The organism is Paenibacillus sp. SEL3 (assembly GCF_054602585.1).
Window position 1 is genome coordinate 4099256 of sequence record NZ_CM137725.1, and the last position, 24445, is coordinate 4123700.

Genomic DNA, 24445 nt, shown 5'->3' on the forward strand with positions numbered 1-24445 from the left:
TGGAGACTTCCGCGCCGTAACCATGAATCCTTTAAGATTTACCAATACAACATCAGGACTCCTCCGTATCGGCGAAGTATCGCTATGCGGTTGGAGTCTTTTTTACGGGGGCAAGCAAGGACGGGATATGAAGTCATTTGTTGTTGCAAAACGGAATATGAAGTTGAAAAAAGGAGATATTATTCAATGGTAATGTATCTCCTTTTTTATATGGTTTTATTAGATTCAAGCTATAAATAGCTTAAATCAAGTATGAAATTAAACGTTCACCTCTTTTTCATGTCATGCTCTAATGGTGTCATGTTTTGATACTAATATATTTTATAATGTACCTAGATTAAAGTGTTACATATCTCGTTTCATTAAACGTTGTTCTAAGGAGAATAAAGAGTGAAAAAATTATTTCTATCGTCCTCATTTAAGGATGTTGCACCATGCTTAGTCCATTTCGCTGGTGAAAACTTAGAAGGAAAAAAAGTCACCTTCATCCCAACCGCGAGTATTCCAGAGAAAGTTAAGTTTTATGTGAATTCAGGGAAAAAAGCATTAGAGAATTTAGGATTAGTCGTGGATGAAATCGAAATCAGCACAGCACCATTGAATGAAATAGAGAGTAAAATTAGAGGAAATGACTATATTTATATTACCGGAGGCAGCACATTTTATTTACTTCAAGAGTTAAGAAGAACCGGGGCTGACAAAATCATTGCTGATGAAGTTAATGCAGGGAAGTTATACATAGGTGAATCGGCAGGTTCGATGATTTTATCACCGAATATCGAATATGCCCGACTTATGGACAATGTGCAGGAAGCGCCTGCTTTGGATTCCTTTGTTGCGCTCGGGACCATTGAATTCTATCCAGTCCCCCACCATACGAACATCCCGTTTAAAAAAGCGGTGGAGAACATCATTGAGGAATATGGCAGCCAATTAAATTTATATCCAATCAGCAACGCGGAAGTTATTTTGGTTGAAGGTGATAGGATAAAAGTCGAGAATGCATGATTTTAAAAGATCAAGAACATTCAATTCCACATCATCGTGGTACTGAATGTTCTTTTTTATAATTCTACCTTACCATACAATCTTTTTCCCGGTTGCAGCCGATTCCTCGATGCGATCCAGTAGCTGATGCAGCTTTAAGGCATGGTTGAAATCAGGAGCGAGACGGGTGCCCGTCAAAATATCCTCGGCAAATACATGATGAGCCTTGGCTACATTCAGGGTTACCCCTTGTTTTGGAAAATCCAGTCCGCCATCAGGCTCAGCAGTTACACTTATTTGTTCAAACGCCCCATTAGGACCATGACTCTGCGTACTGCTTGGATCGTACGCAAGTTTTTCGAGCGCCAGATTCCCAAATTGAACATGCCCAAGCGAAGGATTCTGTGTCAAACGCAAAATGCCCTTTTTCCCCTGAATCTCTATCTCAAACTTAGAATTCACTCCGCCCTGAATGTGAACGGATATCGGCGCCCCCTTTTCCAATAGTCCGTGAATCAGAATCTGATCGGCTGTATCCTTGGAAATGACTTCACCCGTTTCCTGAATAGTGGCTTCATTATAGCGAGATGATGTGATGGCTGATAGCTCGCGGAATTCGCCAACGATGTATTGCAGCGCATCCAGAGAATGCCCGCCGTTAATCGTTAGTAGATTAGCGCCATTGGCTCTGTTCAGCAAATAAGCAGTGTCCTGATTTACTTGTCCACCTTTGCCGGAAGTAGCTACTTGCATATGGCAGGATAGAATTTCACCAATCTCTCCGCTCTCCACCAACTTTTTCATCGTTTGCACTTCAAGATCTTGCCGTGCCTGCAAGCCGACGGTATGATGAATGCCTGCCAGTGCCGCCGCCTTGACCATTTCAGCAGCTTCTGCAGTGTTTGCCCCCAAGGGCCATTCACAAAAAATATGCTTTCTCTCATGAATTGCCGCCATCACCGCCTCATAATGATGGGGAACTTTTACGCTCACCACGACCATGTCCACATCCTCGGAAGCTGCGAGCTTTTTGACATCATCAAAAGCCAGTGCTGCCCCTACTTCTTCTGCACTTTGTCGTGCACTCTCCATACGGGAGGTACCGACGGCAGTGATATCCAGGTTTGAGTGCTTGAGCAACGCCGGAATATGCGTTTGACTAGCCCATTTATTATTCATCAAACCTCCTACGATACCTGCACGAATCTTCTTTATTACCATGTTGCCATACCTCCTAATTTTTAAATGAGGGTGGAAAGTAGCGTCCAAGGTCAATATAATACACTTAACTCATAAATAATAATGCTTGTTTATGATATAGGTATCATTTTATTTGATGGGAGGTGAAGGGATGGATATTGAAAATATGCAGGCGTTTGTTTCGGTGGCAGAGCTGAGAAGCCTGACAGAAGCTGCCCAAAAGCTGAATCATCTGCAATCGAATATGACGGCTAAAATAAAGAAGCTGGAGGCCCATTACGGCACAGCGCTATTTTACCGAAAGCCCCGGGGTATGGAGCTGACACCTGCAGGAGAAATCCTATATGCTCAGTTCAAGCAAATGTTGTTGCTGTGGCAAGACACGGAGATGAAAATGAGACCGCAGGAAGAAAAGCTGCGCATCGGTACGATGCAGTCCATTGTGGCGGGGGAAACAACGAGGGCGCTCACGAAGGTATATGAGCTGTATCCGCAGGCTTCGGTTACATTAAAAACCGGAACCACCACGGAAATGGAGCGATTGATCCTTGACGGCGAACTCGATATTGCTTTTGTTACAGGGTATCCCGCTAACCCGTATATTCATTATCAAAAAATATGCCGTGAAGATCTGGTACTGGTGGGGAAAGGCATACATGAAGGCTCGGATCTTAAACAGGTACTCCAAGGAGCGTCTATTATCATATTGTCGGATGGCTGCCTGTACCTCACGTATTTAGAGAAGATGTATCAGGACATGCAATTGACCCATGGCGAGGTTGTGGAGGTTGGTGTGTTTGAAACGATGGTACAATTTTCCTTGATGGGAATGGGAATCACCCTCATGTCCAAAAGGCTGGCGCGGCAATTCAAAGTAACATCCTATTTGCCCACTCCCCCAACCTTTGGCTACATGGATACATATTTAATAACCCGGCCAAATCACGAAATGACAGCGATTGAACATAAATTTATCGAAATCAATAATACGATCTAATACAATTCAAGAATGCTCAGGCTATTTGTTTAGCTTGAGTATTCTTGAATTGTAGGATTTGTCTATATAGACTTGTCTCAGGACTTGTTTATTTTTAGTGAGGGTGTATAATACTTGATGTATCAATTGATAGGTCAAGTATTAGGAGGATGGTTTGTCATCGAACATTGCTCTGAAAAAAGTCAGTTGTTTTATCGCATGCATCTTTTGTGTAAAGAAATGAATAACGCTTTTGAAGCACAGTTAAAAACCAGTTTTACCAAGGTTGAAATTTTGTATCATATTGACCATCGTCAGGAACTAAGCCAGCTAGAGCTCCAACATCTGCTCGTTCTGGATGGTGCAGCAGTGACTCGACATCTACGAAGGCTGGAAGAGGAAGGTCTGATTTTACGTAGTAAAAAAGAGCAGGATAAGCGTGTGACCTATATACGTTTGACCGAATTAGGGGTTCAAGAGCTGCAAGTTTTGTCAGAGCAAAGACAAGCCTTCCAGGAAAAGCTGCTATGTAAGTTTACAGATGAGGAAATTGTGGCTTTGACAGATGTACTACAGCGTATGTCTAACAATGTGAAGAATATATAAATGTGAGGAGGAAATGAATATGAAAGCCATCGTTATAGATCAGTATGGAAGCAAGGATGAATTGAAAGAAAGAGAAGTGCCTACTCCTACACCACTGGCTCATCAGGTTGTAGTCAAAGTGGCGGCTACCTCCATCAACCCAATTGACTGGAAGTTGCGTGAAGGTTACTTAAAACAAATGATGGATTGGGAGTTCCCGATTATTTTAGGCTGGGATGTAGCCGGCACTATTTCGGAAGTAGGCAGCGAGGTCACCGATTGGAAAGTGGGAGATGAAGTGTTTGCACGCCCGGACACCACACGGTTCGGTACTTATGCCGAGTATACCTTGGTGGATGATCACCTGTTGGCGCGTAAACCTGCCTCAATTTCTTGGGAGGAAGCCGCTTCTGTACCTTTGGCGGGGTTGACTGCTTGGCAGGCGCTTTTTACACATGGTCAACTGACCAAAGGGGAAAAAGTATTAATCCACGCAGGTGCAGGTGGCGTAGGCATGTTTGCTATCCAGTTTGCCAAACAAGCCGGAGCCTATGTCATTACTACAGCCAGTGAGCGTAATCATGAATTGCTTGCTTCATTGGGAGCCGACCAAATCATTGACTATCACACAACTCGTTTTGAGGAAGTTTTATCTGATGTGGACGTGGTGTTCGATACGATGGGCGGGGATGTTCAGAAGAATAGCTTTAAGGTAATGAAAAGGGGCACTGGACGGATCATATCCATTGTGAGCAATTTTGACGAAGAGCTGGTAAAGGAGTACAACGTAACGGCCAAAAATATATGGCTGGAGCCCAACGGACAGCAACTGCAGGAAATTGCCGACCTGTTGGAGCGAAAGAAAGTAAGATCGGTAGTGGGAGCGACGTTTCCTTTTTCGCAAAAAGGCTTATATGATGCACACGCTTTAAGCGAAACCCACCATGCTGTTGGAAAAATTGCAATAACCTTCTCATAAGGATGAATACACATATACAGCACGAATGGAATTGCGCACGATGAAGATTTTAGAAGATTATTTTCACTACTATGATTTAGCAAAAGATGACGAGAAGAGTAGAGAGCGATTAATTAGCCTTTTTTCTGAGAAGATTGAGTTTGTATTGAATGGTGATCGAAAACAAGGTATGAACAGTTGGAAAAGCTTCTTGAATATGTTCTTTGAGGGATCGCTCGAAATCAAGCATATGTATGAAGGTTGGAAACCTGTACCCAGAGAACCTGATACCTATCAAACCAAATGGGCAGTGTGTGGTAAAAAAGCAACAGGCGAAGTTTATACACTTACTGGAGTGGACAAGGCCCGGCTGGATGCGGAAGGTAAGATCGTTTATCTGGAGAATATCCCAGACACAGCGAATGCATTTGATAAGTACAAAAACATCTGATTCCCTTAAATGATAACCCGTTAGCTGCATAATAGCTTGCGGGTTTTCTGTTTTCCGAACAATACATATATGTTTAATTTGTAACATTCGCTTTTTCTGTTGACAAGCAGTAGGTGAGAGCCTAAAATAACGAATGTAATAATATAGCGCATTGAATGCGAATATTACTTCAAACGAACGACAACAATACGAGTATGCTTTGCGTAGGAGGAATTACGACTCATGGAGCGTTTCTTTAAATTAAAGGAACATGGCACGAACGTCCGCACAGAAATTATAGCGGGGATTACTACTTTTATGACCATGGCTTATATTTTGGTGGTCAACAATACCTTTTTAGGTCCGACTGGAGCAGGTATGCCCAGTGAAGCTGTCTTTTTTGCGACGGCCGTAGGTGCAGGTTTGGTTACCATCCTGATGGGGTTATTCGTTAATGTGCCGATCGGCATGGCGCCGGGTATGGGCTTGAATGCTTATTTTATGACTGTAGTCCTGAGTTCTAATGGCATGATTACTTGGCAAGCGGCACTTGGCGCTGTATTTATATCCGGTATCGTCTTTCTGATTTTAACCGTGACACGAGTAAGACAGATGCTGCTTGTTGCGGTTCCGGAAAATTTAAAGACAGCTATTACAGTGGGTATCGGCTTGTTTATTACGATTGTCGGCTTCAAGCTTTGTAATCTGGTTATGGTGAGTATCGTTCCAGGGACAGATGTTGGTCAACCGGTTCCGGGTCATGCTTTTAATTTGATTTTGGGAAGTCTGGTACATCAAAAGGATGCACTGCTGGCCCTAATCGGATTGCTTATTATCGCAGCACTGATGGTCGTTCGGGTTAAAGGTGCATTGCTGATTGGGATCGTAGCTACTACATTAATCGGTATTCCGATGGGAGTAACGAATCTGAGTAGCTTGACAACAGGCAACTGGATTCCTGATTTCAGTAATTTGGCTGTAGGCCAGTTAGACTTGAAAGCAGCTTTGCATATTGGTCTGTTTGATATCATTTTCATTTTCACATTTGTAGAGTTGTTTGATACGTTCGGTACTTTGGTAGGTACAGCTACTCGCGCGGGTATAATGAAAGATAAGAAAAAAGGCGAGAAAATTATCGGTAAAGCGATGCTGGTGGATGCTGTTGGCGTAAGTACCGGTGCTGTATTGGGTACAAGTACGATTACAGCATTCGTAGAAAGCTCCGCAGGGGTAGAAGAAGGCGGACGTACCGGACTGACTGCTGTAACGACAGGTGTTCTGTTCTTGTTGGCCCTGTTTATTGCACCGTTGGCTCTGGTTGTGCCTTCTGCTGCTACTGCTCCAGCTCTGATTATCGTTGGGGTCCTAATGATGAGTCAGGTTCGCAACATCGACTGGGATAACTTTCTGTTGGCGTTTCCTGCATTTTTGACTATCGTGCTGATGCCTTTCACAGGTGGAATCGCGAATGGTATTTCTGCTGGTATCCTGTCTTACGTTGTACTGGCTGTATTCAGTAATCTATTTACCAGCAATAAAGTTAAAATTCACTGGCTCATGTGGGTGCTTGCTATTATTGTAGTAATCCGCTTTGCCTTTATGGGCTCAGAATAATCAGTAGATATAGAACAAAGAACCTCTTCCTGTTGCTTAAGGGAAGAGGTTCTTTGTTTGTAGTTAGACGCAGATAGATACAACGGAGCTATTATATAGAAGGAAAATGAATAATAAATAAAGTATTATGAATTTCACATAAAAAATGCTTGCAAACGGGATGTGTATATGGTATATTCTAATTCCGGCCAAGAAATACAATATTGCGAGCGAGTGTTACAAAAAAAGTTTTTTTAAAAAATGCTTGCAAAGTTGGTTCGGACATGATATATTATAAGAGTTGACGAGGCGACAAGCTGAATCAATGGATAAAGAATGTTTGATCTTTGAAAACTGAACAACGAGTGAGTAAAACGATTTTGTTCGCAAAATCAAACAAGAGATATTTTTATCTCGTCAGTTTCAACATGAGCTTATCGCTCTTTCTATAAACCAACTTCGGTTGGTCTTTAATGGAGAGTTTGATCCTGGCTCAGGACGAACGCTGGCGGCGTGCCTAATACATGCAAGTCGAGCGAGGTTGTTTAGAAGCTTGCTTCTAAACAACCTAGCGGCGGACGGGTGAGTAACACGTAGGCAACCTGCCCACAAGACAGGGATAACTACCGGAAACGGTAGCTAATACCCGATATATCCTTTTCCTGCATGGGTGAGGGAGGAAAGACGGAGTAATCTGTCACTTGTGGATGGGCCTGCGGCGCATTAGCTAGTTGGTGGGGTAAAGGCCTACCAAGGCGACGATGCGTAGCCGACCTGAGAGGGTGATCGGCCACACTGGGACTGAGACACGGCCCAGACTCCTACGGGAGGCAGCAGTAGGGAATCTTCCGCAATGGGCGAAAGCCTGACGGAGCAACGCCGCGTGAGTGATGAAGGTTTTCGGATCGTAAAGCTCTGTTGCCAGGGAAGAACGTCTTGTAGAGTAACTGCTACAAGAGTGACGGTACCTGAGAAGAAAGCCCCGGCTAACTACGTGCCAGCAGCCGCGGTAATACGTAGGGGGCAAGCGTTGTCCGGAATTATTGGGCGTAAAGCGCGCGCAGGCGGCTCTTTAAGTCTGGTGTTTAATCCCGAGGCTCAACTTCGGGTCGCACTGGAAACTGGGGAGCTTGAGTGCAGAAGAGGAGAGTGGAATTCCACGTGTAGCGGTGAAATGCGTAGAGATGTGGAGGAACACCAGTGGCGAAGGCGACTCTCTGGGCTGTAACTGACGCTGAGGCGCGAAAGCGTGGGGAGCAAACAGGATTAGATACCCTGGTAGTCCACGCCGTAAACGATGAATGCTAGGTGTTAGGGGTTTCGATACCCTTGGTGCCGAAGTTAACACATTAAGCATTCCGCCTGGGGAGTACGGTCGCAAGACTGAAACTCAAAGGAATTGACGGGGACCCGCACAAGCAGTGGAGTATGTGGTTTAATTCGAAGCAACGCGAAGAACCTTACCAGGTCTTGACATCCCTCTGACCGGTCTAGAGATAGGCCTTTCCTTCGGGACAGAGGAGACAGGTGGTGCATGGTTGTCGTCAGCTCGTGTCGTGAGATGTTGGGTTAAGTCCCGCAACGAGCGCAACCCTTATGCTTAGTTGCCAGCAGGTCAAGCTGGGCACTCTAAGCAGACTGCCGGTGACAAACCGGAGGAAGGTGGGGATGACGTCAAATCATCATGCCCCTTATGACCTGGGCTACACACGTACTACAATGGCCGGTACAACGGGAAGCGAAGCCGCGAGGTGGAGCCAATCCTAGAAAAGCCGGTCTCAGTTCGGATTGTAGGCTGCAACTCGCCTACATGAAGTCGGAATTGCTAGTAATCGCGGATCAGCATGCCGCGGTGAATACGTTCCCGGGTCTTGTACACACCGCCCGTCACACCACGAGAGTTTACAACACCCGAAGTCGGTGGGGTAACCCGCAAGGGAGCCAGCCGCCGAAGGTGGGGTAGATGATTGGGGTGAAGTCGTAACAAGGTAGCCGTATCGGAAGGTGCGGCTGGATCACCTCCTTTCTATGGAGAATCGTTTCCTGCGATGGAAACATTCAAATTAGCAGGTATAACGTACCTGCGACCGGATATTCATTTCGGTTCATCACGTTCGTGTGAATGAAATGAATATCCTGAACTTACTCACTCGTTGCTCAGTTTTGAGAGCTCAAACTCTCAAGCTTCGACGAATACTTCATTCACACATTCGTGTGGAACCGAAATATTCATCGGGTTTCGCTTCGATGAAGCGAATTGCACCTTGAAAACTGGATACCGAAACGAAATTGCGTTTTAGAATATTCCTTTAAGCTGATCTTGTGCAAACAAGTGAAATAAAGGTAGCAGGTAAGGAAAGATCTTTTGCTTTTGGCAAAAATCATTCTTTATCGAACATCGACATTTTCTTTTATCAAAGAAAAGTCTAGGTTAAGCTACAAAGAGCACACGGAGGATGCCTAGGCGCCAGGAGCCGACGAAGGACGTGGCGAACAACGATAAGGCCTCGGGGAGCTGTAAGCAAGCTTTGATCCGGGGATGTCCGAATGGGGAAACCCGACTGTCTTCATCGACAGTCACTACTCACTGAATTCATAGGTGAGTGAGAGGCAGACCAGGGGAACTGAAACATCTAAGTACCCTGAGGAAGAGAAAACAATAGTGATTCCGTCAGTAGCGGCGAGCGAACGCGGATTAGCCCAAACCAAGGAGCTTGCTCCTTGGGGTTGTGGGACGTCTCACATGGAGTTACAAAGGAACCGGTTAGATGAAGAGGTCTGGAAAGGCCCGCCAGAGAAGGTAAAAGCCCTGTAGTTCAAAACTTGTTCTCTCCGAGACGGATCCCGAGTAGTGCGGGGCACGTGAAACCCCGTATGAATCCGGCAGGACCATCTGCCAAGGCTAAATACTCCCTGGCGACCGATAGTGAAGCAGTACCGTGAGGGAAAGGTGAAAAGCACCCCGGAAGGGGAGTGAAATAGATCCTGAAACCGTGTGCTTACAAGAAGTCAGAGCCCGATCTAGGGGTGATGGCGTGCCTTTTGTAGAATGAACCGGCGAGTTACGTTCCCGTGCAAGGTTAAGGTGAAGAGCTGAAGCCGCAGCGAAAGCGAGTCTGAATAGGGCGATTTGAGTACGTGGACGTAGACCCGAAACCGGGTGATCTACCCCTGTCCAGGGTGAAGGTGCGGTAACACGCACTGGAGGCCCGAACCCACGCATGTTGAAAAATGCGGGGATGAGGTGGGGGTAGCGGAGAAATTCCAATCGAACCCGGAGATAGCTGGTTCTCCCCGAAATAGCTTTAGGGCTAGCCTCGGAAAGAAGAATCGTGGAGGTAGAGCACTGATTGGGTGCGGGGCCCGCAAGGGTTACCAAGCTCAGTCAAACTCCGAATGCCATAGATTTAGTTCCGGGAGTCAGACAGTGAGTGCTAAGATCCATTGTCGAAAGGGAAACAGCCCAGACCATCAGCTAAGGTCCCCAAGTGTGTGTTAAGTGGGAAAGGATGTGGAGTTGCACAGACAACCAGGATGTTGGCTTAGAAGCAGCCACCATTGAAAGAGTGCGTAATAGCTCACTGGTCGAGTGACTCTGCGCCGAAAATGTAACGGGGCTAAACACACCACCGAAGCTATGGCTTGATGCTTGCATCAGGGGTAGGGGAGCGTTGAATGCGGGTTGAAGGTGTACCGTAAGGAGCGCTGGACTGCATTCAAGTGAGAATGCCGGTATGAGTAACGAAAAGATCTGTGAGAATCAGATCCGCCGAAAGCCTAAGGGTTCCTGAGGAAGGTTCGTCCGCTCAGGGTAAGTCGGGACCTAAGGCGAGGCCGATAGGCGTAGTCGAAGGACAACAGGTCGAAATTCCTGTACCACCGTAATCCGCTATGAGCGATGGGGTGACGCAGTAGGGTAGTGACGCGGACTGATGGATGTCCGTCTAAGCAGTGAGGCTGATGTGTAGGCAAATCCGCACATCGTTAAGGCTGGGCTGTGATGGGGAGCGAAAATTGTAGTAGCGAAGGTCATGATCTCAGACTGCCAAGAAAAGCCTCTAGTCAGGAGAAGGTGCCCGTACCGCAAACCGACACAGGTAGGCGAGAAGAGAATTCTAAGGCGCGCGGAAGAACTCTCGTTAAGGAACTCGGCAAAATGACCCCGTAACTTCGGGAGAAGGGGTGCCTCGGTAGGGTGAATAGCCCGAGGGGGCCGCAGTGAAAAGGCCCAAGCGACTGTTTAGCAAAAACACAGGTCTGTGCGAAGCCGCAAGGCGAAGTATACGGGCTGACGCCTGCCCGGTGCTGGAAGGTTAAGGGGAGTGGTAAGCCCTTCGGGGCGAAGCTATGAACCGAAGCCCCAGTAAACGGCGGCCGTAACTATAACGGTCCTAAGGTAGCGAAATTCCTTGTCAGGTAAATTCTGACCCGCACGAATGGCGTAACGACTTGGGCGCTGTCTCAACGAGAGATCCGGTGAAATTTTAATACCTGTGAAGATGCAGGTTACCCGCGACAAGACGGAAAGACCCCATGGAGCTTTACTGCAGCTTGATATTGAATTTGGGTACGATCTGTACAGGATAGGTGGGAGCCGTAGAACTTTGAGCGCCAGCTTGAAGGGAGGCATCCTTGGGATACCACCCTGATCGTATCTAGGTTCTAACTTGGTACCGTGAACCGGTGCGAGGACAGTGTCAGGTGGGCAGTTTGACTGGGGCGGTCGCCTCCTAAAGAGTAACGGAGGCGCCCCAAGGTTCCCTCAGAATGGTTGGAAATCATTCGAAGAGTGCAAAGGCAGAAGGGAGCTTGACTGCGAGACCTACAAGTCGAGCAGGGACGAAAGTCGGGCTTAGTGATCCGGTGGTACCGCATGGAAGGGCCATCGCTCAACGGATAAAAGCTACCCTGGGGATAACAGGCTTATCTCCCCCAAGAGTCCACATCGACGGGGAGGTTTGGCACCTCGATGTCGGCTCATCGCATCCTGGGGCTGAAGTAGGTCCCAAGGGTTGGGCTGTTCGCCCATTAAAGCGGTACGCGAGCTGGGTTCAGAACGTCGTGAGACAGTTCGGTCCCTATCTGTCGTGGGCGTAGGAAATTTGAGAGGAGCTGTCCTTAGTACGAGAGGACCGGGATGGACGTACCGCTGGTGTACCAGTTGTTCCGCCAGGAGCACCGCTGGGTAGCTATGTACGGAAGGGATAAGCGCTGAAAGCATCTAAGCGTGAAGCCCCCCTCAAGATGAGATTTCCCAATTAGTAAGACCCCTTGAAGACGACGAGGTAGATAGGTTGGGGGTGGAAGTGCAGTAATGCATGGAGCTGACCAATACTAATCGGTCGAGGGCTTATCCTAAGATAAAACGCAATGAGTTTCGGATCCAGTTTTCAGGGTGTAAGTTTTGTATTGTATAAGCACAAGTGGCTTATATGGAACAAGCGAACACACAGCATTTGGCGATGCTGATTCCTGAAAAAGAATTTGCTCAGCAGATTCATGTTTGGTGGCGATAGCGGAGGGGTTCCACACGTACCCATCCCGAACACGACCGTTAAGCCCTCCAGCGCCGATGGTACTTGGACCGCAGGGTCCTGGGAGAGTAGGACGTCGCCAAGCAACAAGCAAAAGAGACTATGATCTTCATAAGATCATGGTCTTTTTTTGCGTTAAAAGGCAGTGGGATTTTATTTAAATTGAGCTTGTTATAAGTTTAACTGGATAAGTGGATATTAACTAGTAATAAGAAGACGGTTTTAAAATAATTTAGTACCAGGTATTAGTATCTGGTGTTATAATGTGAATAAGGATTACAAAGGAGAGTGATCAGATTGTTGAATTCAAAAGCTAAGCTTACGGCCTTTGGCACTTATGTACCTGAACGGATTTTGACGAACGCTGACTTGGAGAAGCTTGTCGATACCAGTAACGAGTGGATTGTACAGAGAACGGGTATGCATGAAAGACGCATTGCGGCTGAAGATCAATATGTATCTGATTTATGCATACAAGCTATTACACGTATGATTAACCTGTATGACGTAAATATAAACGATGTTGAGATGATCATTGTAGCGACGAGTACACCTGATTACTACTTTCCGAGCACGGCTTCACGTATTCAGGCTCATTTTGATATTCCGAATACAGGGTCAATGGATATTAGTGCAGCATGTGCAGGTTTTTCCTATGGACTTCATTTGGCAAATGGCCTTATTACAAGTGGTCTGCATCGTAAGGTGCTAGTAGTGGGAGCCGAAACGTTGTCCAAAATTACAGATTATACGGATCGGACGACGTGTATACTTTTTGGAGATGGTGCAGGAGTTGCACTTGTTGAATATGACGATGATGAAGGATCATTTTTAACTTCAGATATAGGTACCTATGGGCAAGGGGGAGCACATCTTTACCGTGTGGGACTATCTGATCATTTAAATGGAGAGAAGCTGCAAGACCATGGATTTATTGCGCAGAATGGACGTGAGGTTTATAAATGGGCTGTTCGCTCTGTTCCAACTGGAATCGAACGATTATTGGATAAGGCAAATATGAAGAAGGAGGATCTTGACTGGTTTGTACCTCATAGCGCTAATTTGAGAATGATCGAGTCCATATGTGAAAGAAGTACAGTACCTTTGGAAAAAACGCTGACAAGCGTAGAATTGTATGGTAATACATCGGCGGCATCCATCCCGTTGGCTTTGCAGTGTGGTTTGGATGATGGACGTTTACGGTATGGACAACATGTGTTGTTATATGGATTTGGCGGAGGCCTCACCTATGCGGGTCTGCTATTAAAATGGAGTGTGCCTGATTTGTAAGTTATCTTAACCCATGTAAAAGTAATAGCAATAGTATGTACGATCATGTTAATAAGAGCCGTTGGTATTAGAATTTATCGTAAGATGGCAGGATGGTATAATTAACACTATGAGAGAAAGGAGCGTAACATGAAGGTATTGGTATTGGCAGAAAAACCGTCCGTGGCCAGAGAGATTGCACGTGTGATGGGTAGCCGCGAGAAGCATAAAAGTTATATAGAAGGACCCCAGTATGTGGTGACGTGGGCACTGGGACATTTGGTCGGCTTAGCAGAGCCGGAGGATTACGATTCTAAGTATGCGACCTGGAATTTAGAGGACCTGCCTATTCTTCCGAAGAGTTCAAAGTTGAAGGTACTGCGCGAGAGTAATCATCAGTTCAAAGCTGTACAGCAGCTCATGAAGCGGCAGGACATTGGAGAGCTTATCGTGGCAACAGATGCTGCTCGCGAAGGAGAATTGTTGGCACGCTGGATCATCCAAATGGCAAACTGGAAAAAGCCCTTCCGGCGCTTATGGATCTCTTCGCAGACGGACAAGGCGATTAAAGCAGGTTTCGCAAAGCTATTGCCTGGTCAGCAGTTTGATCGTTTATATGAATCGGCTCGCTGTAGAGCTGAAGCAGACTGGATGATTGGTCTCAATGTAACTCGCGCGTTGACTTGTCGTTATAACGCCCAACTTTCGGCGGGAAGAGTCCAAACACCAACGCTGGGGATGATTATGGAGCGTGAGAAAGAAATTACCGAATTCCGTTCTCAGGAATATGATACTTTGACGGCGGACTTCGGCGATTTTCAGGCAACTTGGCGGGCAGAAAGCGGGGATTCACGCATGTTTGACCGCACTCAAGCAGAGGCTTTGCGCCGTAGGCTTGAGGGGGCCAAAGGCACAGTTGCGAGTGTTAAAAAGAGCGAAAAGAACGAGCCTCACCCGCTGGCGTATGATTTAACGGAGCTGCAAAGAGATGCTAACCAACGTTACGGCTTTTCGGCCAAACAGACGTCTAATCTGCTTCAGCGTCTGTATGAACAGCATAAGCTGGTGACCTATCCACGTACGGACAGCCGTTATCTGACATCCGATATGGTGGACACACTTAAGGAAAGGCTCAGTAGTGTAGCAGTAGGCCCGTATGCTTCCTTGGCACGCCCGCTATTGCGTAACAACCTGCCGATCACAAAGCGAATTGTGGATGACAGTAAAGTCACGGATCATCATGCGATTATTCCTACTGAGCAGACATTATTGCTTAATCAGTTGAGCCCAGAGGAACGTAAGCTGTATGATCTGATTGCACGACGGTTTATCAGTCTATTCTATCCACCTGCACGTTATGATGCTGTAGCCGTATCAGTTACGGTGGAGCAGGAGACGTTTCACGTAAAAGGCACAACGGTAAAAGATAGCGGATGGCGTGCTGTATATGACGCGAACCATTATGATATGGATGATGAAGAAGCAGAGGATCGGGAAAACAATGGACGGGGCGTTATTTTACCTGAGCTGCAAAAAGGAGATTCCGTCCGGTTACAGCGTTGTCTTGTACGAGCTGGGCGAACGATGCCGCCGAAGCGGTATACGGAAGCAGCCCTGCTCGCTCAGATGGAAAAGCATGGACTGGGTACTCCTGCTACTCGTGCCGATCTGATTGAAAAGCTTGTCAGCTCGGATACGATTGAGCGTCAGGGGAACGTGATGCATCCAACCGGGAAAGGTAAGCAACTGATTGAACTGGCAGCTCCACAGCTTCGAACGCCTGAGCTGACGGCACGTTGGGAAGCGGAGCTGGAACGGATTGCTCGTGGTCAAGGACAACCGGAACCGTTTTTGAATTCTATTCGTGCTATGGCGAAAGAGCTGGTTTCCACTGTGAAAAATAGCAGTGCGGAGTACAAGCCTCATAATGTGACGAATAGTCATTGTCCAGATTGTGGTACAAAGCTATTGGAGAAGAAGGGTAAGAAAGGCAAGTTCCTTGTATGTCCAAGTGCGGATTGCGGTTACCGTCGTTCAGGGGAAAAACGTTTGTCCAATCGACGTTGCCCGCAGTGTCATAAGAAAATGGAAATGAAAGAGGGCAAAGCAGGATTGTATGTAAGATGCCTGCCCTGCGGCATTACCGAGACGTTGGATAAGGACAAGCAACGGGTAAACAAACGGGAACAGCAAAAGCTAGTAAGACAATTTGAAAAGCAGGAATCTTTTGGCTCCAGTTTGGGTGATTTGCTAAAAGCAGCGATGGAACAAAAGCAGGGCAAATAACGGATGACCAAAAGTGCTGCAGTCAACATAATCAGTAGGTGCATGTCGGTATAAAAACGATCACTCCTTGGCATGGTAATCCGAGGAGGTGAGTATTTATGCCCAAACATAAACCGCTTAAAATCAATAATCAGCAAAATAAATCAAGCATACTGGAGGAGGAAATTGCTGCTCATCCAGAGAAGCAAGCGAAATATCCTCCAAGCTTGAATGGGATTCCCAAACAGCAGTCTTGATGCTGCGTGGGAGGGACGATGGATTACTGTATAGAACCAAGACGATTGGATATTAGATGAAGTAGTTATTAATGCTAGACTTGTCTTGCAAAAAAAAGCAGCAGTTACGGTGATCAACCGTAATCGCTGCTTCTTTTTCATAATAAGGATGTTGTATTTATTTGATTTGGGATAAATGTTCTTAGTATTCATTAAAGAAGGATTGAATTTGGTTAACATCGTGTGTTTGGGTCAAAGCAAGCATGAGCAAAATCCGTGCTTTTTGCGGATTGAGTGAATCGGTCGATACAAAGTTCGATGCCGCGTCTTTTGTTGACGGTGATACCACTCCACTTCCCACTCGGCTGGAGCGGGCAATGATTATTCCTTTTTTACCTGCGGCCTCTGCGCCTTCTGAGGAGGTCTTGGACAAGGAACCATTACCGGAACCAGCTACGACAATACCCTTGGCACCAGCTGCTACGGCTGCATCATACAGATAGCGACCATTGTTTTGATATTCGTATAAAATATCTACTTGTGGCAGTTGAGTCAGGTTAGAGATGTCGAATACAGAAGAAGTCGTATGCTTGTGTGTGGATTTGTTGTAGTAGTACACTTGATCGCCCACAACAGCTCCAAGGTATCCCTGCTCCACAGATTTGAACGTATCGACTGTTGTTGTGTTCGTTTTGGTGATGTATCTTGCTGCACCGATACGGTCGTTCAGCAGGACGAGTACGCCCTGACCTTTAGAGGCCGAAGCCCCGGCGACTTTCACTGCATTATAGAGGTTGAAGGGACCATCGGCACTGATGGCAGTAGCTGGACGCATGGAGCCAACGACAACTACTGGCTTATCGCTTTTGATAACAAGATTGAGGAAATAAGCTGTTTCTTCTAATGTATCTGTACCATGTGTAATGACAATGCCATCTACATCGTCTTTGGCAAGCAGTTCATTGGTGCGCTTGGCAAGTTTTAAGAGGATCTCATTATTAACATCGGGGCTACCTACATTAACAACTTGCTCACCACTGACATTTGCAATACTTTTCATCTCAGGAACGGCATTGATTAGAGTTTCCACTCCCAACGCGCCTGCTTTGTAGCCGGTTGTATCCGTGTTGACGGCAGATGATCCTGCAATGGTCCCTCCCGTGGCAAGTATTTTAATATTGGGTAAATGATTGGTTTGTGGTTTTTCGGATTTGTCCGAAGTTATAGTGGTAGAAGTAGGTGCAGTTGTGCTGGTTGTAGCTGCTGCCGCAGCGTTGGCGGTAAATCCACCACTCCATAAGGTACCTCCGAGAATAAAGCTGGCCAACAGGGGAATCATCGTCATTTTTTTCATGTTAGTCATATAAAGCTCCTCTCCAATCTTAAACCTAATATTAATGATAGATTAACTGACAAATATTTTGTCGAATTACGTTAATATCACGAATTATAGGGTGTAAAATTGTTTTTAGTCAACAGTTATGTTAGGAAATATGACTTTAGAACTTATTTATTATAAATGTAATCGCTTTATTACGTGTGGTAGGTGTATGTAGTAAGATGAACAGTCGGTTGTTTAAGGTAAAGACCACGGCTGAATAAAAAATGTTTGCAAAAACAAAACAACAAGCAGAAATCTCATAAGGAGTCTGCTTGTTGTTTTTGTTGAAAGGTGAACAACTGAGTTTACCTTTAACTTCATTCAATGAGAACGACAAGGTAAAGTTGATATTTTACGTTAATAACATGGTTCTACAGCTGAATGCAGATCCCATGATCAGGGGTTTTTGCTATGCTGTTTTGTCGGCAGGCTGGCGCTGGGAGTTCCTTTTCCTTGTTTACGGTTGCGTTCTGCCTTTTTAGCATTTTCTCGCAGCTTTTCAACGTATTCATGGGTGCTTTCCATTGCAGTTCCTCCTTTAAGACGAAATAGATGCACTCGGGGATCGCCCTTATGCCACCTTACTATTTCCGCAAAAACGCTATCCAAGTCAAGGGAGGCGTTGTTTCTGTAAAAGGGGTGGGGTTATAATGAGGGGAGAACGATATATAAGGCCTAATACCTGAACTTGGTACGGTGTGCAAAAGGGGGAGAGACATTGCAGACAGGCTTGTTGGTATGGCTGCTGTTTATCAATGCAGTAGGCTATCTGGTAATGTCGGAAGATAAAAAGAGAGCACGTAAACATCGTGATCGTGTACCTGAACGGACGTTGTTTTTCCTGGCCCTGATCGGGGGAGCCTTAGGCGTGCTAATAGCCATGTACCGTAAACGCCATAAAACACGGCATATGAGTTTCAGATTAGGTATTCCGGCGTTGCTATTCATGAACGCATTGTTGTATGGTTATTTTTTAAGGTAAGGCGAGGAGTTTAGCTTCTCATAGGGAAGTTTAATGATGAGTGAGAAGACTATTCCAGCCATCCAGTGATGTCATGGAATGAACAACAACAGGAGTACATATTTCAGGCTTTGAATCAACAAACCGAATGAGGAAGAGGTGCGTATTATGCTATTTTCAAAAGTATTGCTTGCTTATGACGGTTCGGATGCATCCAACAAGGCTTTGCTGAAGGCAGCCGAATTAGTCAAGACATCATCGTCCTCGCAGCTTGAGGTGGTAACTGCATTTGATTTTCCGCGGATTTTTATGGGCGAAGGTTTGGCACCAATTCCGGCTTCGATAAATAAAGAATATTACGATTTGGCCGAACAAACTACCGATGAAGTTAAAAAGCGGCTTGCTGAGCAAGGTGTAGATGCCAAGGTGGAGCTCATTCAAGGTTCACCAGCCGAAGTCATTTTGGATTATGCCAATGAGAATGGCTTCGATGTGATTGTGATCGGTAGCCGCGGTTTAGGTGGTATCCGTGAATTTGTATTGGGTAGCGTAAGCCACAATGTGGTGCAGCATGCGCGTATTCCTGTGCTGGTCGTAAAATAACTGAATAAGAAAGTAAAAGTCGGTTTACTGCCTGTATAGGGAGTGCCGACTTTTATTTTTGTCAGTGGAATGCGGTACGCTCGCTGTTATCAGGATAGGTAATAGATAGCTAAACGTAATACAATAGTCCTGACCTGTGGGTATATAAGGGTGTTGATTTTGTTAAACACGAACATTCTATTGCATGATTATTGTAATGTTCGTTTTCGAGTTGACATAAGGTGTAGGGAATTGTTAAACTAGGAAGTGTATTGTCGATAAAAAATGAACTTTAGGTACAATTTAATAAGGTACACATGTTTGAGCCGAAACAGACCGCGATCATACTTGTAAAGAATATCGTCGGGTATGGAATAGGCACAATGCTAACTCGTATAATGCCGGGGATATGGCCCGGAAGTTTCTACCTGGAAACCTTAAATTTCCGGACTACGGGAGACATACGGCTGAAGCCGCATTGGATGCGGTGGAAGAGGCTTGCTTTTGGCTTGCCTTTAAGAGGCTCTGTCGTTTGTTTTTTCGTAGTCCGGTGTCTTGAAAATAACGTTATTTTCGAGTGCCGGATTTTTGGCGCTTATTGATAAACAGGGAGTGAAGGACATGTCAGTGCAGGTCGCTGTCATTATGGGCAGCACATCAGACTGGGACACCATGCAGCATGCATGTGCTGTGCTGGACGAGCTTGAAATCGGATATGAGAAAAAGGTAGTTTCAGCCCATCGTACACCGGATTTAATGTTTCGTTTTGCAGAAGAGGCCGCCGGGCGTGGATTAAAGGTCATTATTGCTGGAGCGGGTGGGGCAGCGCATTTGCCAGGGATGGTGGCTGCGAAGACATCCTTGCCAGTCATTGGTGTGCCTGTCCAGTCGAAGGCTCTGAATGGTCTAGACTCCTTGCTCTCCATTGTGCAGATGCCGGGTGGTATTCCGGTTGCCACTGTGGCAATCGGTAAGGCAGGCGCTACGAATGCAGGGCTGCTGGCCGCACAAATATTAGGCGCTTTTGACGAAAAGATAAGTCAGCGGGTTGTGGCAAGACGCGACCGTATCCGTGATGAGGTGCTGGAAGGCAGTGACTCACTATGAATGAGGCATGTGAATCTGCAGGTCGCATCCGTCCTCCAGGTACAACGATTGGACTTCTAGGAGGCGGACAGCTGGGCAGAATGCTTGTGCTAGCAGGGACAAACCTAGGATATCGTTTTGTGACGCTGGACCCTGCACCTGATAGCCCGTGTGGACAGGTGTCAGAACAAATCCGTGCTGCCTATGATGATGAGCTTGCGGCCAGAGAGTTGGCTGGTCGGTGCGATGTGATCACGTATGAGTTTGAAAATGTGGACGCAGATGTGGCTGCACTTTTGGAACAGGAATCCAGCGTGCCGCAAGGCAGCAGTCTTTTGTACACAACACAGCATCGTCTTCGTGAAAAGCGTTCTATTGAAGCTGCTGGTGTCCCTGTCGCTCCGTATCGTGAAATTAGTAGTCCTGCGGATATGGCCCAAGCGGTAGCTGAACTGGGTGTACCGTGTGTGCTCAAGACAGCAGTCGGTGGTTATGATGGCAAGGGACAAGTGGTCATTCGCCAACCGGAGGAAGCCTTAGCTGCCTACGAACAATTGGCAGGAGACGGTGCGGAACTGGTATTGGAACAGTTCATTCGTTTTCGCTGCGAAATCTCGGTGATTGTAGCTCGCAGCACGAACGGTGAAGCTAAAGCCTTTCCACCTGCGGAAAACATTCACGTGAACAATATTTTGCACACGTCGATTGTACCTGCGCGCGTGCCAGAACCTGTTCAGGAGGAAGCGCGAAAGTTAGCGCTGGCTGTGGCAGAGTCGCTGGGTGCGATGGGACTGCTCGCTGTGGAGATGTTTGTCACCGAAGACGGACAGTTATACGTTAATGAGTTGGCACCACGACCGCATAACTCCGGTCATTACACGATGGAGGCATGCGCCACGTCGCAATTCGAGCAGCACATACGTGCGATTTGCGGTTTACCCTTGGGCAGCACGAAGCTGCTGACTTCCGTCGTGATGGTCAATGTGCTAGGTGAGCATTTGGAGGATGTGGTTCGGCGGTTTGCGCAATCGGATGTTGAAGCTGAAAGGTTGGATGTTGTACCTAAGCTGCATTTGTATGGAAAAAGTGAAGCCAAGCCAGGCCGAAAGATGGGACATATTAATCTATTGTGCCAGGATGCGGAACAAGCGCTGGAATGGATTGAACAAACCAATATTTGGGGGGGTAAATAGTCATGATCGAACGCTATAGCAGACCGGAAATGAGAGCGATTTGGACGGAAGAAAATAAATTTAAAGCGTGGCTGGAAGTAGAGCTGTGTGCCTGTGAAGCTTGGGCGGAATTAGGGGTTATTCCAAAAGAGGATACTGTGGCTCTACGTAAGAATGCAAGTTTTGATATTGAACGGATATATGAAATTGAGCAGGAGACAAGACATGATGTCATTGCTTTTACTCGCACGGTGTCTGAAAGTCTTGGAGATGAGCGCAAATGGGTACATTACGGTCTAACCTCTACAGACGTAGTTGATACGGCACTGGGCTACCTGTTAAAGCAGGCGAATGAAATCCTGGAACGCGATATCTTGAATTTTATTGAAATTTTGAAGGAAAAGGCATTGGCTTACAAGCATACACCAATGATGGGACGTACACATGGAGTGCATGCCGAGCCGACCACATTCGGACTGAAGATGGGATTGTGGTACGAGGAAATGAAGCGCAATCTGGAACGCTTTCGTTTTGCCGCTGACCAAGTACAATACGGTAAAATGTCCGGTGCAGTTGGGACATACGCCAACATTGACCCGTCTGTAGAAGAATTTGTATGCCGCAAGCTGGGTACCAAGCCTGCACCGATTTCTACACAGACGCTACAGCGCGACCGTCATGCCGAATACATGGCAACGTTAGCGTTGATCGCCACATCGTTGGACAAATTTGCTACAGAAGTCCGTGCTCTGCAAAAGAGTGAATTCCGTGAGGTGGAGGAAGCCTTTGCCAAGGGTCAAAAAGGATCTTCCGCGATGCCGCATAAACGCAATCCGATCGGAAGCGAAAACATCTCCGGTCTGGCACGTGTGATTCGCGGGCATATGGTATCGGCGTATGAGAACGTAACCCTATGGCATGAACGCGACATTTCGCATTCTTCCGTAGAACGCATTATTCTGCCGGATGCCACGATGCTGTTGAACTACATGCTGAACCGCTTTGGCAATATCGTGAAAAATCTGACGGTCTTCCCTGAAAATATGAAGCGCAATATGGCGCGTACGTACGGCGTACCGTTCTCCGGTCGTATTATGACGAAGCTGATCGATAAAGGCTTTAGTCGTGAAAAAGCCTACGATACCGTGCAGCCGCGTGCTATGCAGGCGTGGGAAGAGCAACGCCAGTTCCGCGATATCGTCGAGGCGACCCCGGAAATTACTGCCGTGCTCAGCGCAGACGAAATCGAGGATGCTTTTAACCCAGCCTGGCATCTGAAGAACGTGGATACGATCTTCAAAAAGCTGGGATTAGGGGAGTAGGAGGGAAGGTTGCTGCGTGGTGAGGCCGCTCTGCGAACGGATCATTCTTCCGATTGCTGTTGCCCCTGGATTCCTGAATTGGAAAACCTGCAAAGGTTGGAATCCAGAGGCAAAGGCAAGCGCTAATGCTTCTCCAGAACGATTCCGTCCGCTCCGCTGCTTCCAGCACCAACCTTCGTATGGGAGCAGAACTTGGGAAGGTGCGGCACATAAGATGCCGCACCACCCCAAGAGCGATGGAAAAGCGTGTTCCACTGCTTTTGCTATCGCTGAGCAACGTTCTCGGGAGGGCTGCCGAATTTGCGCAGCAAACAGCCCGCTGCCCTCCCGAGAACGCGCAGGCTCAAGAAGTGAAGCCTTGAGCCACCGTATCCGTGCGCAGCGTAACACATGCGCACAACTGGGCGAAGCCCAATGCTCGCTGCACGGCATGTCGTGCTACGGCCACGGGCCGAATGGTATTACGGCGTCATGTGCGTAAAAGCATCGTTCTGCACCAACGTAAAAGCGTTGCTGGATGAAGCTTGTGCCAACAAGCCTCATCCAGCAAAACGCGCTCACCCCATCGTAGCGACAAAATAGACGCCCTCACCCTGCTCACCAGCCAACCCTTGCGGGAGTCCCGAGGGCAGCAGCCCTGGGGGTCCTCCCTGGGGGGAGGATTTAGGAGGGGCAAAGGTTGATTTAGGAGGGGCAACTTCTATGAAAGAGGTGTAATTAAATGTCATTGTCTACTGCCGAAGGTCTGATTCATGCGCCGCTCTTGTACAAAGGCAAAGTGCGTGAACTGTATGATCTCGGAGAACATTTTCTGATTGTCGTGACGGACCGGATTTCGGCTTTTGATTATGTGTTGGAGCCGCCCGTACCGGAAAAAGGAAATGTATTGAACAAGCTCAGTGCTTTCTGGTTTGAACAGACGAAAGACCTGCTGGAAAACCATGTCGTGCATACCGATGTAGATAAGCTCGGGCATGTGATCGACGAACAGAATAAAGAGTTGCTGAAGGACCGGATCATGGTCACGCTGAAGGCTGAACGCATCGACATTGAGTGTGTGGTGCGCGGATATATTACCGGAGGCGGCTGGCGTCAGTATGAGCAGAACGGTGAGGTGAACGGCATTCCATTGCCAGAGGGGCTACGTAAAAATGAGCGCTTTCCCAAGCCTTTATTTACACCAGCTGCAAAAAATGATGTTGGACACGACGAGGACATTTCCCTTCATCAAATGAAAGAACTGGTCGGGGTGGAACTAACAGGTGAGCTTGAGGAAAAGAGCTTGGCGTTGTACGAATTTGCACGTGCTTTCTGCGAGAAGCGGGGGATTATTTTAGCCGATTGCAAGTTTGAGTTTGGTCTTGTTAACGGTAAGGTGATTCTGATTGACGAGATTTTCACGCCAGATTCATCCCGTTTTTGGGCCCAGGAAAAGTATGAGCTGGATGTTGAGATTGACAGCATGGACAAGGAGCCGGTACGAAGCTATTTGGCATCATCTGGTTGGGACAAGAATAGCGAGCCCGATCCATTGCCTGCTGAGGTCGTAGAAGAAACAACTGCAAGATATACGGATATTTGGCGGCGTCTGACGGCACAGTAAATAGTAATCATAATTCAACCAATAGGATTCACTCATTCGGAGGAGGAACTGAAGGAACATGATGAAAGCAACAGTCTATGTCACGATTAAGCAAAGCGTTTTGGACCCGCAGGGGGTTGCGGTGCAAGGCGCACTGCATTCTATGGGTTTCGGAGAAGTGGACAGCGTCAGAATTGGTAAGTATATGGAATTGAATCTGGATACAACAGACCGCGAGAGTGCTGAAAAGCGCATCATTGAGATGTGCGAAAAGCTGTTGGCCAACACGGTCATTGAAGACTACCGCTACGAACTGGAGGGCTGAT

21 protein-coding genes, 3 rRNA genes and 1 riboswitch are annotated in these 24445 nt (G+C 46.9%); of the genes, 21 read left to right on the plus strand and 3 right to left on the minus strand.

From position 1 onward, the window contains the following. The first annotated feature begins 22 nt into the window (after positions 1–22). Together ACYCS5_RS18850 and ACYCS5_RS18855 are read left to right on the plus strand one after the other, a co-directional pair. Entirely contained in the window at positions 23–193 is a 171-nt protein-coding gene (locus tag ACYCS5_RS18850) for a hypothetical protein (RefSeq protein ID WP_459759943.1), read from the plus strand. Positions 194–390: 197 nt separating this feature from the next. Continuing rightward, positions 391–1008, plus strand: a complete 618-nt coding sequence (locus tag ACYCS5_RS18855; RefSeq protein WP_459759944.1) for a Type 1 glutamine amidotransferase-like domain-containing protein — start codon at positions 391–393, stop codon at positions 1006–1008. A gap of 69 nt (positions 1009–1077) precedes the next feature. Here ACYCS5_RS18855 and ACYCS5_RS18860 read toward each other — a convergent pair whose 3' ends face one another. Then, positions 1078–2208: a Gfo/Idh/MocA family protein gene (locus ACYCS5_RS18860; protein WP_459759945.1), complete on the minus strand. Its 1131-nt coding sequence runs from the start codon at positions 2206–2208 to the stop codon at positions 1078–1080. A 130-nt stretch (positions 2209–2338) separates the two neighbouring features. Between ACYCS5_RS18860 and ACYCS5_RS18865 the strand changes: the two genes are divergently transcribed. The 11 genes from ACYCS5_RS18865 (at position 2339) to ACYCS5_RS18915 (ending at position 16054) form a co-directional block, all read left to right on the plus strand. Continuing rightward, entirely contained in the window at positions 2339–3184 is an 846-nt protein-coding gene (locus ACYCS5_RS18865) for a LysR family transcriptional regulator (RefSeq protein WP_459759946.1), read from the plus strand. Positions 3185–3298: 114 nt separating this feature from the next. Then, complete coding sequence (locus ACYCS5_RS18870; RefSeq protein WP_341038743.1) at positions 3299–3769, plus strand: MarR family winged helix-turn-helix transcriptional regulator; 471 nt, start codon at positions 3299–3301, stop codon at positions 3767–3769. Positions 3770–3788: 19 nt separating this feature from the next. Next, complete coding sequence (locus ACYCS5_RS18875) at positions 3789–4727, plus strand: NADP-dependent oxidoreductase (protein WP_459759947.1); 939 nt, start codon at positions 3789–3791, stop codon at positions 4725–4727. Between the two features lie 40 nt (positions 4728–4767). After that, on the plus strand, positions 4768–5157 hold the full coding sequence (locus tag ACYCS5_RS18880; protein WP_220027006.1) for a nuclear transport factor 2 family protein: 390 nt from the start codon (positions 4768–4770) through the stop codon (positions 5155–5157). A gap of 222 nt (positions 5158–5379) precedes the next feature. Beyond that, positions 5380–6750 carry an NCS2 family permease gene (locus ACYCS5_RS18885; protein WP_023987039.1) on the plus strand — a complete coding sequence of 457 codons (1371 nt, stop codon included), beginning with the start codon at positions 5380–5382 and terminating at the stop codon, positions 6748–6750. Between the two features lie 449 nt (positions 6751–7199). Further along, a 16S ribosomal RNA gene (locus tag ACYCS5_RS18890) occupies positions 7200–8755 on the plus strand. A 403-nt stretch (positions 8756–9158) separates the two neighbouring features. Beyond that, a 23S ribosomal RNA gene (locus tag ACYCS5_RS18895) occupies positions 9159–12087 on the plus strand. 144 nt (positions 12088–12231) lie between these two features. Beyond that, positions 12232–12348, plus strand: a 5S ribosomal RNA gene (gene rrf / locus ACYCS5_RS18900). Together the 16S, 23S and 5S rRNA genes form the textbook arrangement of a ribosomal RNA operon. Before the next feature lie 212 nt (positions 12349–12560). Continuing rightward, positions 12561–13553, plus strand: coding sequence for a beta-ketoacyl-ACP synthase 3 (locus ACYCS5_RS18905; RefSeq protein ID WP_459759948.1), 993 nt, complete (start codon positions 12561–12563; stop codon positions 13551–13553). A 129-nt stretch (positions 13554–13682) separates the two neighbouring features. Next, on the plus strand, positions 13683–15818 hold the full coding sequence (locus ACYCS5_RS18910) for a DNA topoisomerase III (RefSeq protein WP_459759949.1): 2136 nt from the start codon (positions 13683–13685) through the stop codon (positions 15816–15818). A gap of 98 nt (positions 15819–15916) precedes the next feature. Further along, positions 15917–16054, plus strand: coding sequence for a hypothetical protein (locus ACYCS5_RS18915; RefSeq protein WP_016819760.1), 138 nt, complete (start codon positions 15917–15919; stop codon positions 16052–16054). Positions 16055–16235: 181 nt separating this feature from the next. On the opposite strand, the gene ACYCS5_RS18920 is transcribed toward ACYCS5_RS18915, so the two are convergent. Both ACYCS5_RS18920 and ACYCS5_RS18925 read right to left on the minus strand, forming a co-directional pair. After that, positions 16236–17396 (minus strand): type II asparaginase, encoded by a 1161-nt coding sequence (locus ACYCS5_RS18920; protein WP_459759950.1) that lies wholly within the window; start codon positions 17394–17396, stop codon positions 16236–16238. Between the two features lie 414 nt (positions 17397–17810). Then, on the minus strand, positions 17811–17939 hold the full coding sequence (locus ACYCS5_RS18925; RefSeq protein ID WP_013369463.1) for a DUF4023 family protein: 129 nt from the start codon (positions 17937–17939) through the stop codon (positions 17811–17813). Between the two features lie 193 nt (positions 17940–18132). Here ACYCS5_RS18925 and ACYCS5_RS18930 point away from each other — a divergent pair, with 193 nt between their 5' ends. The 8 genes from ACYCS5_RS18930 (at position 18133) to purS (ending at position 24444) form a co-directional block, all read left to right on the plus strand. Further along, positions 18133–18396, plus strand: a complete 264-nt coding sequence (locus ACYCS5_RS18930) for a DUF1294 domain-containing protein (RefSeq protein WP_025719814.1) — start codon at positions 18133–18135, stop codon at positions 18394–18396. Between the two features lie 147 nt (positions 18397–18543). Further along, positions 18544–18978: a universal stress protein gene (locus ACYCS5_RS18935; protein ID WP_039272354.1), complete on the plus strand. Its 435-nt coding sequence runs from the start codon at positions 18544–18546 to the stop codon at positions 18976–18978. A 350-nt stretch (positions 18979–19328) separates the two neighbouring features. After that, positions 19329–19430: riboswitch (purine riboswitch) on the plus strand. A 148-nt stretch (positions 19431–19578) separates the two neighbouring features. Further along, positions 19579–20064 (plus strand): 5-(carboxyamino)imidazole ribonucleotide mutase, encoded by a 486-nt coding sequence (gene purE, locus ACYCS5_RS18940; protein ID WP_014279837.1) that lies wholly within the window; start codon positions 19579–19581, stop codon positions 20062–20064. After that, a complete protein-coding gene (purK, locus tag ACYCS5_RS18945; RefSeq protein WP_459759951.1) occupies positions 20061–21236 on the plus strand; it encodes a 5-(carboxyamino)imidazole ribonucleotide synthase in 1176 nt (391 codons plus the stop codon). The genes purE and purK overlap by 4 nt, the downstream gene beginning before the upstream one ends. Positions 21237–21238: 2 nt before the next feature. After that, complete coding sequence (purB, locus tag ACYCS5_RS18950) at positions 21239–22537, plus strand: adenylosuccinate lyase (protein ID WP_340884366.1); 1299 nt, start codon at positions 21239–21241, stop codon at positions 22535–22537. Between the two features lie 16 nt (positions 22538–22553). Next, positions 22554–23018: a hypothetical protein gene (locus tag ACYCS5_RS18955; RefSeq protein ID WP_459759952.1), complete on the plus strand. Its 465-nt coding sequence runs from the start codon at positions 22554–22556 to the stop codon at positions 23016–23018. Positions 23019–23258: 240 nt separating this feature from the next. Beyond that, on the plus strand, positions 23259–24140 hold the full coding sequence (locus tag ACYCS5_RS18960) for a phosphoribosylaminoimidazolesuccinocarboxamide synthase (protein ID WP_459759953.1): 882 nt from the start codon (positions 23259–23261) through the stop codon (positions 24138–24140). 58 nt (positions 24141–24198) lie between these two features. Continuing rightward, positions 24199–24444, plus strand: a complete 246-nt coding sequence (purS, locus tag ACYCS5_RS18965; RefSeq protein WP_013308797.1) for a phosphoribosylformylglycinamidine synthase subunit PurS — start codon at positions 24199–24201, stop codon at positions 24442–24444. Position 24445: the final 1 nt, after the last annotated feature.

Coding starts and splice junctions, on each gene's coding strand:
- ACYCS5_RS18850 (WP_459759943.1), top strand. CDS start 23: ATGAATCCTTTAAGATTTACCAATACAACATCAGGACTCCTCCGTATC.
- ACYCS5_RS18860 (WP_459759945.1), bottom strand. CDS start 2,208: ATGGTAATAAAGAAGATTCGTGCAGGTATCGTAGGAGGTTTGATGAAT.
- ACYCS5_RS18865 (WP_459759946.1), top strand. CDS start 2,339: ATGGATATTGAAAATATGCAGGCGTTTGTTTCGGTGGCAGAGCTGAGA.
- ACYCS5_RS18875 (WP_459759947.1), top strand. CDS start 3,789: ATGAAAGCCATCGTTATAGATCAGTATGGAAGCAAGGATGAATTGAAA.
- ACYCS5_RS18880 (WP_220027006.1), top strand. CDS start 4,768: ATGAAGATTTTAGAAGATTATTTTCACTACTATGATTTAGCAAAAGAT.
- ACYCS5_RS18885 (WP_023987039.1), top strand. CDS start 5,380: ATGGAGCGTTTCTTTAAATTAAAGGAACATGGCACGAACGTCCGCACA.
- ACYCS5_RS18910 (WP_459759949.1), top strand. CDS start 13,683: ATGAAGGTATTGGTATTGGCAGAAAAACCGTCCGTGGCCAGAGAGATT.
- ACYCS5_RS18915 (WP_016819760.1), top strand. CDS start 15,917: ATGCCCAAACATAAACCGCTTAAAATCAATAATCAGCAAAATAAATCA.
- ACYCS5_RS18920 (WP_459759950.1), bottom strand. CDS start 17,396: ATGACTAACATGAAAAAAATGACGATGATTCCCCTGTTGGCCAGCTTT.
- ACYCS5_RS18925 (WP_013369463.1), bottom strand. CDS start 17,939: ATGGAAAGCACCCATGAATACGTTGAAAAGCTGCGAGAAAATGCTAAA.
- ACYCS5_RS18935 (WP_039272354.1), top strand. CDS start 18,544: ATGCTATTTTCAAAAGTATTGCTTGCTTATGACGGTTCGGATGCATCC.
- purE (WP_014279837.1), top strand. CDS start 19,579: ATGTCAGTGCAGGTCGCTGTCATTATGGGCAGCACATCAGACTGGGAC.
- purK (WP_459759951.1), top strand. CDS start 20,061: ATGAATGAGGCATGTGAATCTGCAGGTCGCATCCGTCCTCCAGGTACA.
- purB (WP_340884366.1), top strand. CDS start 21,239: ATGATCGAACGCTATAGCAGACCGGAAATGAGAGCGATTTGGACGGAA.
- ACYCS5_RS18960 (WP_459759953.1), top strand. CDS start 23,259: ATGTCATTGTCTACTGCCGAAGGTCTGATTCATGCGCCGCTCTTGTAC.
- purS (WP_013308797.1), top strand. CDS start 24,199: ATGATGAAAGCAACAGTCTATGTCACGATTAAGCAAAGCGTTTTGGAC.